The 14,246-nt window shown below is 69.0% G+C and carries 12 protein-coding genes; 8 read left to right on the top strand and 4 right to left on the bottom strand.

Annotated features, from left to right (window positions below):
• Positions 1 to 53: 53 nt before the first annotated feature.
• Positions 54 to 1,952, bottom strand: coding sequence for a glycoside hydrolase family 15 protein (locus ACYVKL_RS34050; protein WP_379167904.1), 1,899 nt, complete (start codon positions 1,950 to 1,952; stop codon positions 54 to 56).
• Between the two features lie 171 nt (positions 1,953 to 2,123).
• On the opposite strand from ACYVKL_RS34050, the gene ACYVKL_RS34055 reads away from it, so the two are divergent.
• Both ACYVKL_RS34055 and ACYVKL_RS34060 read left to right on the top strand, forming a co-directional pair.
• Positions 2,124 to 2,360 carry a hypothetical protein gene (locus ACYVKL_RS34055; RefSeq protein ID WP_213557261.1) on the top strand — a complete coding sequence of 79 codons (237 nt, stop codon included), beginning with the start codon at positions 2,124 to 2,126 and terminating at the stop codon, positions 2,358 to 2,360.
• Positions 2,361 to 2,488: 128 nt separating this feature from the next.
• Entirely contained in the window at positions 2,489 to 2,740 is a 252-nt protein-coding gene (locus ACYVKL_RS34060) for a hypothetical protein (RefSeq protein WP_379166939.1), read from the top strand.
• A 55-nt stretch (positions 2,741 to 2,795) separates the two neighbouring features.
• Here the strand turns inward: ACYVKL_RS34060 and ACYVKL_RS34065 are convergent, their stop codons facing one another.
• A complete protein-coding gene (locus ACYVKL_RS34065; protein WP_379166937.1) occupies positions 2,796 to 3,842 on the bottom strand; it encodes a M48 family metallopeptidase in 1,047 nt (348 codons plus the stop codon).
• 126 nt (positions 3,843 to 3,968) lie between these two features.
• On the opposite strand from ACYVKL_RS34065, the gene ACYVKL_RS34070 reads away from it, so the two are divergent.
• From ACYVKL_RS34070 to ACYVKL_RS34095, 6 genes are all read left to right on the top strand, one after another.
• Complete coding sequence (locus tag ACYVKL_RS34070; protein WP_343223262.1) at positions 3,969 to 4,058, top strand: Ms4533A family Cys-rich leader peptide; 90 nt, start codon at positions 3,969 to 3,971, stop codon at positions 4,056 to 4,058.
• 189 nt (positions 4,059 to 4,247) lie between these two features.
• Positions 4,248 to 5,285 (top strand): sulfate ABC transporter substrate-binding protein, encoded by a 1,038-nt coding sequence (locus ACYVKL_RS34075; protein WP_379166935.1) that lies wholly within the window; start codon positions 4,248 to 4,250, stop codon positions 5,283 to 5,285.
• 35 nt (positions 5,286 to 5,320) lie between these two features.
• Positions 5,321 to 6,220, top strand: coding sequence for a sulfate ABC transporter permease subunit CysT (cysT, locus tag ACYVKL_RS34080; RefSeq protein WP_379166933.1), 900 nt, complete (start codon positions 5,321 to 5,323; stop codon positions 6,218 to 6,220).
• Positions 6,221 to 7,030 carry a sulfate ABC transporter permease subunit CysW gene (cysW, locus tag ACYVKL_RS34085; protein WP_213557257.1) on the top strand — a complete coding sequence of 270 codons (810 nt, stop codon included), beginning with the start codon at positions 6,221 to 6,223 and terminating at the stop codon, positions 7,028 to 7,030.
• Positions 7,027 to 8,022: a sulfate/molybdate ABC transporter ATP-binding protein gene (locus ACYVKL_RS34090; protein WP_213557256.1), complete on the top strand. Its 996-nt coding sequence runs from the start codon at positions 7,027 to 7,029 to the stop codon at positions 8,020 to 8,022. Before cysW ends, ACYVKL_RS34090 begins: the two co-directional genes overlap by 4 nt.
• Before the next feature lie 154 nt (positions 8,023 to 8,176).
• Positions 8,177 to 9,751 (top strand): flavin-containing monooxygenase, encoded by a 1,575-nt coding sequence (locus tag ACYVKL_RS34095; protein ID WP_379166931.1) that lies wholly within the window; start codon positions 8,177 to 8,179, stop codon positions 9,749 to 9,751.
• A 22-nt stretch (positions 9,752 to 9,773) separates the two neighbouring features.
• Here ACYVKL_RS34095 and ACYVKL_RS34100 read toward each other — a convergent pair whose 3' ends face one another.
• Positions 9,774 to 13,019, bottom strand: a complete 3,246-nt coding sequence (locus ACYVKL_RS34100; RefSeq protein ID WP_379166929.1) for a carboxyl transferase domain-containing protein — start codon at positions 13,017 to 13,019, stop codon at positions 9,774 to 9,776.
• Between the two features lie 83 nt (positions 13,020 to 13,102).
• Entirely contained in the window at positions 13,103 to 13,666 is a 564-nt protein-coding gene (locus ACYVKL_RS34105; protein ID WP_357193207.1) for a putative glycolipid-binding domain-containing protein, read from the bottom strand.
• Positions 13,667 to 14,246 lie beyond the last annotated feature (580 nt).

Raw genomic sequence — 14,246 nt, forward strand, 5'->3', positions numbered from 1 at the left:
CAAGAATGGAATCGGCCGCGGGTGCGGCCGATTCCCTTGTCCCGCAGGGCGGTTCAGCGTCCCGGGTGCGCCGGATGGAACTGTCCGGTGTGCCGGGACTCCTCGGCCCGGATCACGTGCATGACGGCATTGATCAACGCCAGGTGGGTGAACGCCTGCGGGAAGTTGCCCAGGTGCCGTCCGGTGCGCGAGTCGATCTCCTCGGCGTAGAGCTTGAGCGGGCTGGCGTAGCCGAGCAGCCGCTCGCACAGCTGCCGGGCCCGTTGCAGCTCACCGATTTCCACCAGCGCCGACACCAGCCAGAACGAGCAGATGGTGAACGAGCCCTCCTCGCCGGACAGTCCGTCGTCGGTGGTCTCGGTGCGGTAGCGCAGCACCAGGCCGTTCTCGGTGAGGTGGTCGGCGATGGCGAGCACGGTGGCGCGCACCCGGTGGTCGCTCGGCGGCAGGAAGCGGGTCAGCACCACCAGCAGCAGTGAGGCGTCGAGGGTGTCGCTGCCGTAGCTCTGGGTGAACACGCCCTCGGCGTTGACGCCGTTGTCGAGGATGTCGGCGCGGATCTCGTCGGCGATGTCGTGCCATTTCTTGGCGTAGTCCATTTCCCCATGCAGCTCGGCCAGTTTCGCGCCGCGGTCCAGGGCCACCCAGCACATGACCTTGGAGGAGGTGAAGTGCTGCGGCTCGCCGCGGACTTCCCAGATCCCGCGATCAGGGTTGCGCCAGTTCTCGATCGCGGCGTGCACCTGTCGTTCGAGCATGGGCCACAGGGTTTCCGGCACCTGCTGCCGCGATTTCACGTGCAGGTACACCGAATCCAGGATGGTGCCCCAGATGTCGTGCTGTTCCTGGTTGTAGGCGCCGTTGCCGATGCGCACCGGCCGCGCGCCGTCGTAGCCGAACAGGTGGGGGAGTTCGGATTCGGTGATCTCGCGTTCCCCGCCGATGCCGTAGAGCACCTGCAGCGGTGTGGGTTTGCCCTCGTCGTCGGTGGTGACGTCGTGCAGGAAGGCGAAGAAGTCGTCGGCCTCGCGATCCAGGCCGAGGGTGTACAGGCCCCACAGGGCGAACGACGAGTCGCGCACCCAGGTGTAGCGGTAGTCCCAATTCCGTTCGCCACCAGGGGTTTCCGGGAGCGATGTGGTGGCGGCGGCGAGCAGCGCCCCGGTCGGCGCGTAGGTGAGGCCTTTCAGTGTCAGCGCGCTGCGCTGCAGGTACCCGCGCCACGGATGATCGGGGAAGCGCCCCAGCGTGATCCACTGACGCCAGCATTCGGTGGTCTGCCACATCTTGTCCGCCGCTTCGGCGAAGGTGTGCGGTGGTTCCAGATCCGACCAGGACAGTGCGACGAAGACCTCGTCGCCCTCCTTCATCCGGGTCCGGGCGCGCGCCTCCCGGCCTTCCAGGCCCAGTCGCAGATCGGTGGTCAGCGTCAGTGTCGGGCAGCCCTCGATATTGCTACTGGCACTTGCTTGTTCGTAGACGTTGCCGCTGTACTCCCAGAGGGCCGGGCCGTTGTGATAGTCGAATGCGGGCTCGCAGCTCATCTCCAGCTCGACGACACCGTTGACGCATTTCACGGTGCGCAGCAGCATGTGCTCGGCATCCCAGTCCATGGGGGTGCGCTTGTGGCTGCGGCTGCGTGAGCGATTGTTGTGCCACGGGCCCAGGACGAGCGCGTCGCGCACGATGAGCCAGCCGGTCTCGGTCTGCCAGGTGGTCTCGACGATCAGGCCGCCGGGCAGATAGCGGCGCGCGGCGGGCACATTGCGGCCGTAGGGGCCGATCCGGAAGTGCCCGGCGCTGCGGTCCAGCATGGCCCCGAAGACGCTGGGGGAGTCCGGGCGCGGCACGCACATCCACTCCACCGCGCCGTTGCGGGCGATGAGGCAGTTGGTCTCGCAGTCGGACAGGAAGGCGTAGTCGTCGATGGGCGGATACACGGAATGATGCATGCCGCCCACCGCGGAAGGCAGGAAGGCGTCGGACGGAGATGGGTCCGTCGTGGCCAGCGGGTCCCGCGGGGCTTCGGTCGACTCGGGTTCGTCGTACGACTCCATAGCATCAATGATCGTTCCGAACAGCCCGAATCGTCCACCATGATGTTCGCGGCCTAGGCTGGGGTCGTGCATGCGATCGCAGGATGGTGGGACGGCGTGGAACTGTGGGTGGCAGGGCTGCCATTCGTTCCCCAGTTCGCGGTGGTGCTGGCCGCCATGGTGCCGGTCTGCCTGGCCATCGCCTATCTGCTCGACCGGACGCTGCGGCTGGTGCTGCGGGTGCTCGGCCGCGACCGGATCGCCGCCCGTGAGGCCACGGTCCCCGCCGCGCAGCCGCGCCGCATCCGGAAGGAAGCTGCCTGATATGCCGCGTTCACGCGTCCAGCTCGCCCTGATCGCACTGCTTGTTCTCGTACTCGTCGCCTGGTTGTTCACTCGCTGAGCGAGTTTCGGTACCGCGTCGGCGAACTCTGGGCGTACTGTGCTGACCCATGTCGACTACCGATGAAGGCCTGGAACTGGTGCTGTCCGAAGATGAATTCGAGGACGAGCCCCGTTTGATCGCCACCCACTACTGCGGTCCTGAAGAGGCCCTCGAGATGGTCAAGGCCGCCCAGGCGCTGGGCCTGGGCGTCCGCCTCAGCAACCGCATCCGCCCCGACGAGGACGATGCCGAGAGCGCGACCGAGGAATGGATCCTCGACCTGCTCGAGACCCCGCCCGTCGTCGAGGGCGACGAGTAAGCAGCCCACGGGCTGCACCGGCAGGGGTCCGGGGGCTTGCCCCCGGACCCCGATCTCATTCGGATGCCTGGCCGCGGATCCGTTTCCCGATCTTCGAGAGTGTCTCTCCGACTTCCTGACCCACGGTGCCGACCGTGGCCCCGACATCGCGGCTGAGGTTGCGCACGGTGCGGATCAGGGGGTCCTCGGACTGGTCGAAGCTCTCCTTGTACGACCGGGCCGCGTGCTTGATCTCCTCGCTGATGCGGGCTTCCTTGTCCTGCTCGCGGCGCGGGTACTGGCCGTCGAGGACCCGGTTGTATTCGCCACTGGCGATCCAGCGCCGCAGTTCGGCGGCCCGTAGCACCGAGAACGGGTGGCTGGCCAGTTCCAGGTTCAGCAGTTTCAGCACGCCGTCGCGCAGGTCGCCGGCGCGGTCGTAGTCGTCGGCCTGGGCCAGGAACGCGGCGTGGCTCATCTCGTCCACCCGGGAGCCGCCGGCGAGCTTCATGTGCACCCGCACCGACGCCTCCACGTCCTGCCCGACCAGCAGCCCCGCCCGGTCCCCGGACAGTTCCGACTTGCGGCTCCACTCCATCAGCGCCGCCACGATCGCGCGAACCGCCCAGCCGCCCACCGGCATCCAGCCGATGCCGTCGGCGATCCGCATGAGGTGCATGAGCATGGTCCGGTAGACCGCGTGCCCGGACAGCGCGTGCCCGAGCTCGTGGCCGACCACGAAGCGCAGCTCCTCGGGGTCGAGCAGGTCCAGCAGGCCGGTGGTGAGCACGATGAAGGGGCGGTCCATGCCGATGGTGAAGGCGTTGGCGTTCGGCTCCTGCAGCACGTACATCTCCGGCGTGCGCTGCGCGTCGAGGATCTTCACCGCGTCCGCGCGCAGCTGGTCGATGTTCTTGAACTGCCGTTCGTCCACCCGCACCGCGGTCGCCAGGTACATGAGCCGGTGCTGGCGTTCCTGCAGCAGGCCGGACAGCGTGCGCAGCAGCGTGTCGAAGCCACTGAGCTGCCGTAGACCGACCAGTGCGGTGCGGTCGGCCGGGTGCTCCCAGGCGCGAGTGGAGATGCCGGGAAACTCCCGGCGGATGCGGGCGGGCGCGGTCATGAATTCCCCCGTCGGATTCGGTAGCGACTCGATACAGTCTGCCGTGTGCGACCAGGGTTGCGCTCGAGACGATTTCAAACCGCCGGAGATTAGCGGCCTGACGTGCTGCTCTGTTAAAGTCGCGGAGTGCTGTCGAGCGTTGTTCCCCAGATCCGCCATGAATTGGCGTTGATCGCTGTGGGCTGCCTCGCGGTCGCGGACATTCACTGTCGCTGATCGCCGATCGGGCACTGCTGCACGTCTGAGTAGACTTGGCGCGCGCATTTTCGCAGTTCGTGTTCGTCCCCCCGGCGGCCTCAGGGCCGGAGCGCCACCGTCTTGGAATCCCTCCGCGACGGGTCTACGGCAACGTTCATTCCCGCCGGTCGAGGTCCCACCGGCGGGTAGCCCGAAAGGTCCACGCCGATGTCCCGCAATATTCGTCTCTCTCGCCGATCTACTTTCGCCGTCGCTCTCACCGCGGTCGCGGCCACCGTGCTCACCGCGTGCAGCGGCGGCGCATCCGACACCAAGGACGAGGGTGCGGCGGCCGGTGGCGGCGGCAACATCAACCTGTTCGCGTACTCGGTCGCGAAGGCCGCCTACGACAAGGTGATTCCGGTCTACAACAAGACCGACGCCGGCAAGGGCACCCAGTTCCAGGCCTCCTACGGTCCCTCGGGCGATCAGTCCCGCAAGGTGAAGGACGGGGCCGAGGCCGATGTGGTGAGCTTCTCGGTCGAGCCCGACATCACCCGCCTGGTGGATTCCGGTCAGGTGGACGCCGGCTGGAACGCCGACGCCAACAAGGGCGTCCCGTTCGGTTCGGTGGTCGTCATCGCCGTCCGCAAGGGCAACCCGAAGGGCATCAAGAACTGGGACGACCTGCTCAAGCCGGGCATCGAGGTGGTCACCCCCAACCCGTTCAGCTCGGGTGCGGCCAAGTGGAACCTGCTGGCCCCCTACGCCGCCAAGAGCGAGGGCGGCAAGAACGCGCAGGCCGGTCTGGACTACCTGACCCAGCTGCTGGGCCACGTGCACGTGCAGCCCAAGTCGGGTCGTGAGGCCACCGACACCTTCCTGCAGGGCACCGGCGACGTGCTGCTCAGCTACGAGAACGAGGCCATCTTCTCCGAGACGAAGGGTGACCCGATCGAGCACGTGGTGCCCGACACCACCTTCCGCATCGACAACCCGGTCGCGGTGCTCAAGAACTCCAAGAACCTGAAGAACGCCATCGCCTTCCGCGACTTCCTCTACACCAAGGACGCCCAGAAGGCGTTCGCCGAGGCCGGTTTCCGTCCGGTCGACCCGCAGGTGCGCGCCGACAACGCCAAGAGCTTCCCGACTCCGCAGAAGCTGTACACCATCGACGACCTCGGCGGCTGGAAGACCGTGGACAAGGAGCTGTTCACGCCGAACACCGGTTCGGTGGCGCAGATCTACGACAAGGCCACCAAGTAGCCGGGTGACCTGCGACACAAGCGATACTCGACACTGTGAGTGACAGCAGCTCGAACGCCGGGACCGAGGGCGGTCCCGGCGTTTCGGTAGACGACAAACCCCGCCCGACGGCGGGTAGGGGCCGGATTCGGTCCTGGTTCCGGGTGACCGGGTCGGTGGGTCCGCTCGGCATCGGCACCTCGGTGCTGTGGCTCAGCATCATCGTGCTGCTGCCGCTGGCGGCGCTGACCGCCAAGTCCCTGGAGAACGGCTGGTCCGGTTTCTGGGACGCGGTGACCGCGCCCGCGGCCCTGGACGCGCTGAAGGTGACGGTCCTGGTGTCGATCGTCGTCACGTTGATCAACGTGGTGATGGGCACCCTGATCGCCTGGGTGCTGGTCCGCGACGAATTCCCGGGCAAGGGTGTGGTGAACGCGCTCATCGACCTGCCGTTCGCGTTGCCCACCATCGTGGCCAGCATCGTGCTGCTGGCCCTCTACGGCCCGCAGTCGCCGTTCGACATCCACCTCAATGCCACCCAGCCGGGTCTGGTGGTGGCGCTGGCCTTCGTGACGCTGCCGTTCGTGGTGCGCGCGGTGCAGCCGGTGCTGATCGAGGCGGACAAGGATGTGGAGCAGGCGGCCGCGTCGCTGGGCGCGGACAACTGGACCACCTTCCGCACCATCATCCTGCCGACGCTGGCGCCGGCGATCGTGAGCGGTTCGGGCCTGGCCTTCGCGCGCGCGATCGGCGAGTACGGCTCGGTGGTGCTGATCGGCGGCGGCATTCCGAAGAAGACGCAGATGGCTTCGCAGTACATCCAGCAGCAGATCGAGGTGGATCGTCCGGTGAACGCGGCGGCGGTGTCGGTGGTGCTGCTGGCGATCTCGCTGGCCACGCTGTTCGTCCTGCGGGTCACCTCCGAACGGCTCGCGCGCCGGGATCGGGAGTCGTAGATGAAACTCGGTTTCTGGACCCGGATCTCGCTGCGCACGGTGGCGCTGGCCTACATCTTCGTGCTGCTGGTGGTGCCGCTGGGGATCATCTTGATGCGCACCTTCGAGCACGGCATCGGCGCGTTCTTCGATTCGATCTCCACGCCCGCTGCCATCTCGGCGTTCAACCTCACCATGCAGATCGTGGCGATCACGGTGCCGGTGAATGTGATCTTCGGTGTGATCGTGGCGCTGGCCCTGGTGCGCGGCCGGTTCCCGGGCCGCAATCTGCTGCAGGGCGTGGTCGATCTGCCGATGGCGACTTCGCCGGTGGTGGTGGGTGTTTCGCTGATCTTGCTGTGGGGCGCCCACGGCTGGTTCGGCGGGCTGGACAGCCACGGGCTGAAGATCATCTTCAATCTGCCGGGCATGGTGATCGCCACCATCTTCGTGACGCTGCCGTTCGTGGTGCGCGAGGTGGAGCCGGTGCTGCACGAGATCGGCGACGATCAGGAGCAGGCCGCGGCCACCCTGGGCGCGTCGGGCTGGCAGACGTTCTGGCGCATCACCTTGCCGGCCATCCGCTGGGGCCTGACCTACGGCATCGTGCTCACCGTGGCGCGTGCGCTCGGCGAGTTCGGCGCGGTGATCATGGTGTCCACCGGTCTGCCCGGAAAGTCACAGACCCTCACGCTGCTGGTGAACGGGCGTTATGTGAACGATCACAACACTTTCGGCGCGTACTGCGCGGCGACCCTGCTCATGGGCATCGCCCTCGTTGTCCTTCTGCTCATGACCCTCCTCGAACGCAAGCGGGGCACTGCCAAATGATCACCGTGACCAATGCGAACAAGCGGTACGGCACTTTCGCCGCGCTCGACGATGTCAGCATCGACATCCGCCCGGGTGAGCTGACCGCGCTGCTGGGCCCGTCGGGTTCGGGTAAGTCGACGCTGCTGCGCTCGATCGCGGGGCTGGAGACGCTCGACGGCGGCCTTGTCACCATCGCGGGCCGCGACGTCACCAATGTGTCGCCGCAGAAACGCGATATCGGTTTCGTCTTCCAGCATTACGCGGCGTTCAAGCACATGACGGTGCGCGACAATGTGGCCTTCGGCCTCAAGATCCGCAAGCGGCCCAAGGGCGAGATCAAGAAGAAGGTCGACGACCTGCTCGAGATCGTCGGCTTGGACGGCTTCCAGCACCGGTATCCGGCGCAGCTGTCGGGTGGCCAGCGGCAGCGCATGGCGCTGGCCCGCGCGCTGGCGGTCGACCCGCAGGTGCTGCTGCTCGACGAGCCGTTCGGTGCGCTGGACGCGAAAGTCCGTGCGGACCTGCGGACCTGGCTGCGTCGGCTGCACGACGAGGTGCACGTCACCACCCTGCTGGTCACCCACGACCAGGAGGAGGCCCTGGACGTGGCCGACCGGATCGCGGTCATGAACAAGGGCCGCATCGAGCAGGTCGGCAGCCCCGAGGACGTGTACGACCGGCCCTCCAATGAATTCGTGATGTCGTTCCTGGGCGCGGTGGCCAAGCTGAACGGTCATCTGGTGCGGCCGCACGATATTCGCGTCGGCCGGGATCCGAGCATGGCGCTGGCCGCGCACGAGGGCACCGCGGATTCCGCGGGCGTCACCCGCGCCACGGTCGAGCGCGTGGTGCGGCTGGGCTTCGAGGTGCGCGTGGAGCTGCGCAACGCGGCCACCGGTGATCTGTTCACCGCGCAGGTCACCCGTGGTGACGCGGAGGCGCTGCACCTGGCCGAGGGCGAGACGGTGTACGCCCGGGCCACCCGGATCCCGGAGCTCCCGGTCTCGTAAATGCGTCCCGTATAAGCGATTTCGGTCAGAAGTCGCGACACGCCCAACTCGTCGCAAACCAGGCGAGTTGCTCTGGCGAAGGCACGCCGGGTCACACGCTGCCGTAGCGTGTGGCCCGGCTGTGCCTGTTCGTTCCAGAGGGGATAAAGCGGACGTGACGAGTGCGGGTGGCGGACGGGTCGGGATCATCGGGGCCGGTATCGCCGGCTTGGTGACGGCGAAGGTGCTGCGGGACGACGGATTCGACGTCGTCGTCTTCGACAAGGAGACCGCCGCGGGCGGTGTCTGGATCGAGTCGCGCGCCTATCCGGGCCTGCGCACCAACAACTCCCGGGCCACCTACGCCTACTCCGATCACCCGTACCCCGAATCGGCCGATGTCTTCCCCACCGCCGGGCAGGTGCGCGCATATCTGGCCTCGTATGTGGACCGCTTCGGACTGAACCGGTACCTACGCCTGGGCACCGAAGTGATCCGGGTGTCCGAGGCGCGTAAGGGGTTCGAGGTCGAGGTGGTCGGGCCCGACGGGGTCGAGATGCTGTCGTTCGATTTCGTGGTGGTGTGCGCCGGCACCTTCTCCGAACCGAACATTCCAGATATTCGGGACGGCAACCTCTTTCGCGGCGTGATCGCCCACTCCAGTCAGGCCCTGGAGCCCGCCGCCTTCGCAGGCCGCCGCGTGGTGGTCGTGGGCGCGGGCAAATCCGCGTTGGACTGCGCCACCTGGGCCGCCGGGCAGGCCCGCGACTGCACCCTGGTGTTCCGCAAGCCCTATCCGATGCTGCCGCGGTTCATCGGCGGGCAGCCCTCGGATCAGCTGTACCTCAATCGGTTCTCCGAGGCGTTCTTCCGCTATCACCGGCTCAACCGGGTGGAGCGGCTGCTGCACGGCCCGGGCAGACCACTCACCGAGCTGTTCTGGCGGTACCTGAAACTGCTGATGCGGCTGTCGCTGCGGATGCCCCGGATCATGGTGCCCGAGCCGCCGCTGCCCGGCGGTATCGAGAACAGCGGCGTGTGCGAGGAGTTCTACCGGGAGGCCAGACGGGGCCGGATCCGATTGCGGCGCGGCCACATCGCGCGCTGCACCGGCGCCGCCGAGCTCGCCCTCGACAGCGGTGAACGACTGGCCGCGGACCTGGTGGTGTTCGCCACCGGCTGGCGGCAGTCGCTGCCGTTCCTGGACCGCGAGCTACGCACCGACGTCCGCGCCGACGGCCGATTCCTGCTGTACCGGCACATCCTGCCGCCGGAGCATCCGCGCCTCGGATTCGTCGGGTACGGGGCCTCCACCGCCTGCCAGCTCTCCGCGGAGGTGTCCGCGCACTGGTTGTCCCAGCACTTCCTCGGCGAGCTCGAGTTGCCGCCCGCCGCCGAGATGCATCGCGAGATCGACCGGGTCGCCGCCTGGCTGGCCGAGGTCATGCCGGCGCGGCCGGAAGGCTATTACGTCGGGCCCTACGTCTCCCACCACATCGACGACCTGATGGGCGATATGCGATTGCCGGTGCGGCGCACCGACAATTTCGTGTCCGAGTACTTCGACACCTTCCTGCCGGGCCGCTACGCCGACCTCACCGAGGAACGCCTGCGGGCGCGTGAGGCCCGCCGCGGGAGGCTTCGCCTGCGCCGTCCGCGCTATGTGAGCGCGGGCCATTCGCTCGGTGGAGTCGCCACGCTCACGGTCGTCTACGCCTGCCTGCGGCGTTTACTCGGGGGATCCGCGTGAGCGTCGGGCACAGCGCGGATGCTCAGCGCAGCGTCCGCAACCACCGCCGGGTGTCGGCGGGGTCGATGACATCGTCGAGTTCGAGAACCGTTGCGGCGGTGAGGGCCTTACCCGCGTCGTAGGCAGCCTGGACCAGCGCCTCGAACGCCGCCTGCCGCTGACTCGGGTCCTCGATGGCGGCCAGCTCCTTGGCGAAGCCCAGCCGGACCGCGCCCTCCAAACCCATGCCGCCGATCTCACCGGTGGGCCAGGCGATCACGAACCGCGGCGCGCGGAACGAGCCCGCCGCCATGGCCTGCGCGCCCAGTCCGTACCCCTTGCGCAGGATCACGGTGCCGAACGGGACGTCCAGGGCGGCGGCGTCGATGAACAGGCGGCTGAACTTGGTGACGGTGGCGTGCTCCTCCGCCTCGGGGCCGACCATGAAACCCGGTGTGTCACACAGCGAGACGATGGGCAGGCCGTGCGCGCCGCACAGCTGGAGGAAGGCCGAGAGCTTGTCCGCGGCCGGTGCGTCGATGGCCCCGCCCAGGTGATGACAGTCGTTGGCGATCAGCCCGAACGGGCGGCCCTCCACCCGCACCAGCGCGGTCACGATGCCCACGCCCCAGTCCCGGCGCAGTTCCAGCACCGAGCCGACGTCCACCACCGAGGCGATGGCGGCGCGAATGTCGAAGGCCCGCAGCCGGTTCTCCGGCACCACGTGCCGGGACAGGCGCGGGTCCGGGGCCTCCCACTCCGCCGCGGCCCCTTGGAAATACGACAGGTAGCGGCGGGCGACATCAACCGCCTCGGCCTCGTCGGCGGCCACGACGTGCACCACGCCATTGCGCCGCTGCACCTCGATCGGCCCGATGTCCTCGGGCGCGTACACCCCCAGCCCGCCGCCCTCGATCATCGCCGGACCGCCCATGCCGATATTCGCGTCGGGGGTGGCGATCACGACATCGCACATGCCCAGCAGCGCCGCATTGCCCGCGAAGCAGCGCCCCGACACGATGCCGATCAGCGGCACCTGCCCCGACAACGCGCCCATGGCCCGGAAGGTGGTGACGTCCAGCCCCGAGATGCCGCCGTGGTCGGTGTCGCCGGGCCGTCCGCCCCCGCCCTCGGTGCAGAACACCACCGGAAGCCGCTGCTCCCGAGCCAGTTCCAGCATGCGGTCGGTCTTCGCGTGATTGCGCATGCCCTGGGTGCCCGCGAGCACCGTGTAGTCGTAGGACATGACCAGCGCGCGGGCGCGATCGTGGCCGAATCGATCGGCATTGATCGTGGCGACCCCCGCGATCAATCCGTCGGCCGGGGTATTGGCGATCAGATCGTCGAGCCCGCGCCGACTGCGCTGCGCGGCGACCGCCAACGCCCCGTACTCGACGAAGCTGTCCGCGTCGACCAGATCCGCGATGTTCTCCCGCGCCGTCCGCCGCCCCAGCCGATGCCGCTTCGCGACGGCGGTCTCCCGCCTGGCGTCCAGCGTGATCTCGTGGCGGTCCAGGACCTCGGCCAGGTCGGCCCGGATCGAATCCAGGTCCACCACGGTCGATTCCACGACCGAGCCGTCGTGATCGGCCGCCACCCAGGTGAGCAGCACGGCGTGCGGGTCCACCACCTCGCCGGGCGCGACGGCGTGCCGCAGCACCCGCAGCGGCTCGGTCGCGCGCAGCACGTGCTGCATCTTCATGGCTTCCAGCACCGCGACCTCGGCTCCGGCGGCCACGACCGTCCCCGGTTCCGCCAGTGACACCACGGTCGCGCCCATCGGCGACCGCAATGCCTGCTCTCCGTCGGCGAGCTCGAATCCGGCCGCGGCGGCGATACCGGCGGAGTCGTGCGATGTGGCGGGCTCCGCACCGGGTGCGGCATCCACCGATCCGGGCGCGGTCGGGTCCTCGAAAGTCTCGGCGCGCGAGCGTAAATCGCCGAGCCGCGACTCGAACCACTCCGTGGTCACGGTACCGCTCGCGTCACCCGGTGCGCCGAGTTCGCGCAGTTCGGCCAGGACTGCGCGCAGCAGGTGCAGGTTGGTGTCGACGCCGCCGATCACCGTTTCCGCGAGTGCGTCCGAGCAGCGGCGCAGCGCGGCGTCGTGGGTCGGGGCGTGCGCGATGATCTTCGCGAGCAGTGAATCGAATTGCACGCCTTGGCGCATTCCCACCTGGGCGGCGGTGTCGACGCGCACGCCGGAGCCGGTCGGGGCGTCGAAGCGGTCGATGACGCCGGTGCTGGGCCACACCGCGCCGTCGGCGGCGAGCAGTTCGGCGTTGACTCGCGCCTGCACCGCGTAGCCGCGCGGCTCGCTCTTGGGCAGGTCGAGTTCGGCCAGGGTCCGGCCCTGCGCCAGCTCCAGTTGCAGCGCGACCAGATCCACGCCGGTGACCGCCTCGGTGACGGTGTGCTCGACCTGGAGTCGCGGATTCACCTCCAGGAACCACACATTCGGGCCCTCCACCAGGAACTCCACGGTGATGACGCCGCGGCAGCCCACGGTCTCGGCGATGCGCACCGCGTCGCGCTGTATCCGATCCCGGACCGCCGCGGGCAGATCCGGGGCGGGCGCGATCTCGATGAGCTTCTGCCGTCGCCGCTGCACGCTGCAGTCCCGGTCACCCAGCGCGACGGCGGTGAGCCCGTCCGCCACCACCTGTACCTCGATGTGGCGGGCCCGGGTCACCAGCGCCTCCGCGTAGACGCGGTCGTCGCCGAAGCCGGCGAGCGCCTCGGCGCGGCAGCGTTCGATGGTCTCGGTCAACCGGGCCGGGTCGGTCACCGGTCGCATGCCGCGTCCGCCGCCGCCCGCCGCGGCCTTCACCATGACGCCGCCGGGGTGGCCGGCCAGTAGGGCGGCGATCTCGTCGGCTCCGGCGCCCGCCGGCGTCGCGGGCAGGACGGTCGCTCCGGCGCGTTCGGCTGCCGCGCGGGCGGCGACCTTGTCGCCGAAGATCCGCAGCACCTCCGGCGACGGCCCGACGAAGGTGAGTCCGGCCGCCGCGCAGGCGGCCGCGAAATCGGCGCTCTCGCTGAGGAACCCGTAGCCGGGATGCACCAGCGCGTCGGGCCCGCAGGCGGCCGCGGCCCGCACCACCGAATCGATGTCCAGGTATCCCGCGGCCCCGCTGCCTGGCACCGCCAGCGCCCGGTCGGCGAGCCGCACCGCCAGGCTCGCGGTGTCCGCGGCGGTGTGCAGCACCTCCGTCGGGTATCCGAGTTCCCGCGCCGTCCGCACCACCCGGACCGCGACCTCACCACGATTCGCCACCACAACTCGCACGCCGCCAGGCTAGGGCACCGGCGCCCGCCCGCGGCGAAAACGAGCCGCCTCGCTTGTTTCCTGGGTTCGGTTACCGCGCCCGGTTACTGGACCCGGGCCGCGATACCCGGATAGTCCGAGATCAGCCCGTCCGCGTCATAGGTCAGTCGGCAGGCGAAGTCCAGATCGGGCGCGGTGTAGGCGATATGGCGCGCCCCGATCCGGCAGTAGGTCTGCTCGAGTCGCGTCACGGTCAGATCCGCGGCCCGGACGTAGGCCGCGGGCGCGGCCACCGGACTGTCGCCGAGGGGCCGCAGCCGGTGCACCGGAAAGGTATTGGTCATGGCCGAGGATTCGAGGTCCAGGTCCAGGCATCCGTTCAGGTGCGGCGCGGGCGTGCCGTCGACGGTCCACCGTCCCCGCCCGTCGGCCTCGAGTTCCACGACGCGGACGCCGTGCGCGCCGCGCCCGGTGATGCGGGCCGATCGGGTAGTCCACGAGGCGTCCAGCAGCACAACGTAATCGACGATCCAGGACTCGCCGTTCTCGGTGGCGGTGGTGGTGCCGCGGGCCAGCAGCCCGCGTTCGTCCTCGCCGAAGAACGCGACCTCGAATCCGGTCCGGGCGCCGCGATGCCGCCACGAGGCCACTGCCGGGAACTCGTTCACTCGGCCAGTCAATCACGGCGGCGTCCTGCGGTGGGGATATGTTCGGGGCATGCATTGGGATCAGATGACGGCCACGCCGGGCGCGTTGCGGACCGCCGCGGCGCGGTTGCGCCGCGGTGTCGGGCAGTTGGAGATTCTGGCGGCCATCATCGAGGCGGCGGACGGGCCGTGGCTGGGGGCCATGGACTCCGACGGCCGCGGCACCGCCGAACTGCGCATGCACCTCGCGGGTAAGTACCGGTTCACCGCCGTGGTGACCAGCGCGGGCAAGTTGTCCATGGCGGAGATGAACTCGCCGGGCCGGGGCAAGAAGGCGCAGCTGGTGCTGTCCACCAAGGCGGCTCAGCGCAAGGGGTGGGACGAACCCAAGGACGTGCCCAAGCCGCAGGAGTGGGTGGAGTTCGCGGTCGACTGGGTGCGCGCCGCGAGCGCCGCGGTCGGTCGCCGGGACGTGGTGGAGTGGCTGCTGAAGGGCGCCGATCAGCGGCTGGCGGCCATGAACGACAGTGTCGACACCATGCGGGCCGCGCTGGCCGAGCGTGAGGTGATGCGCGACGAGCTGGCCGCCGAGGTGGCCGAG

The sequence above is a fragment of the Nocardia tengchongensis genome, assembly GCF_054781395.1.